Annotated in this window: 2 protein-coding genes; one reads left to right on the top strand and one right to left on the bottom strand. The window is 63.8% G+C overall.

Annotated features, from left to right (window positions below; genetic code table 11):
• Positions 1 to 165, top strand: a 165-nt coding sequence (locus tag Q1V51_RS13430) for a hypothetical protein (RefSeq protein WP_366522694.1), incomplete at its 5' end; no start/stop codon positions are given.
• Positions 166 to 236: 71 nt separating this feature from the next.
• Here the strand turns inward: Q1V51_RS13430 and Q1V51_RS03475 are convergent.
• On the bottom strand, positions 237 to 1,572 hold a 1,336-nt coding region (locus tag Q1V51_RS03475; protein ID WP_300552902.1), incomplete at its 5' end, for a D-amino acid dehydrogenase.

Raw genomic sequence — 1,572 nt, 5'->3', positions numbered from 1 at the left:
TTCTTCCTCGACCGCCTCGCCACCCACATCCTCGCCTTTGAAGGCGACAGCCATGTGGAATGGTTCGAGGGCAATTTCGAAGACTATATCGAAGACAAGAAACGCCGCCTGGGCCCGGATGCGGACATGCCCAAGCGCATCAAGTTCCAGAAGTTCGCGCGCTAGCGCGGGCTTTGCCATACGAATGAGAAGGGCGGCTGTGATGGCCGCCCTTTTTTATTGTGGCGTTGTCGGCCCTAGACCCGCCTCGCGGCATAGGGCGCCGGATCAATCGCCGGCGTGTCGCCGGCCAGAAGGTCGGCCAGCAAATGCGCAGAGCCCATGGCCTGGGTCCAGCCCAGATGGCCATGTCCGGTGCTCAGCCACAGCCCGCGCGCTCGCGTCTCACCGATGAAGGGACGGCCATCTGCACTCATGGGGCGCAGGCCGGTCCAGGCGTCGACATCGCCCTCGAGCAGTTTCGGCGCCAGCTCGGGATAAATCCCGGCGAACAGGCGCTTCAGATTGTCGATCCGGGCCGGTGTCAGCTCGTCGTTTTCACCGGCGATCTCCGCTGTTCCGGCGACCCGGAGCCGGTCACCCATAGGCGTGACAATGGCGTGCATGGCGTCATTGACCACGGGCAGGCCGGGACGCTCGTTCTGACTGCTCATGTCGAGGGTCAGCGAATAGCCTTTGACCGGGCGAACGGGCAGGTGAAGGCCCAGCGGCTTGAGCAGTTTCCACGCCGCATGCCCGGACGCCACGACAATCCCGTCAGCTTCGATCTCCTCGGTCTTGGTGTAAACGCCGACGATATCGCCGGCCCGGTCGCCCAAAGCCTCGATCTCGGTATTCCATTCAAACTCGACGCCGTCGGCTTCGGCCGCCTTGGCCAGGGCACAGGTGAATTTGTGGGCATCACCGCATTCATCGTCGGGATAGTGGATGGCCCCCACGATCTTATCGGCGACCGGTGCGAGCAGCGGTTCAAGGGCGACGGCCTCGTCGCGGTCGAGCACACGATGATTGAGACCGAGATCTGCCAGGGCCTCAGCCGCCTGGCGGCTATGGTCGAGGCGTTCTGCGGTTTCGAAGACACGCAGCGTGCCCTGGGTGATGTTGTCGAATTCGAGCCCGAGCGTGTCGCGCACCGCCCGGGTCTGCTTCAGCGAATAGCGCGACAGGACGAAGTTGGCGCGCGCGGCGAGTTCATGACGGGAGCGGGTGGAGTTGCGCAGGAATTTCAGCCCCCACGGAATAAGGCCGGGGAGGGCCGCCGGGCGCAGCTTCATCGCCGCATTGGGATCGGTGAGCGAGGCGATCAGCTCCCAGGCCACGCCGGGACCATTCCAGGGTTGCGGCTCTGACGGCGTCAGTGCGCCCGCATTGGCAAAACTCGTCGCCTGGGCAGGGCCGTCGGCGCTGTCGAACACAGCGACATTGAAGCCCTTTCGTTTCAGCGCCCAGGCGGCGCTGACACCTGCCAGGCCGGCACCGATGACGATAATGTCCTTGGCCACGCGCGATCGCTCCAGAATCTCATCTACAGACCGTCCTTTGAACTTCGCCGCGATGCAGATAAAAGCAAGC

The organism is Maricaulis sp. (assembly GCF_030149235.1).
Classification (GTDB): domain Bacteria; phylum Pseudomonadota; class Alphaproteobacteria; order Caulobacterales; family Maricaulaceae; genus Maricaulis.
Note: the sequence above shows the minus strand (reverse complement) of the source record. Positions and strands in the feature narration are given on the sequence as shown.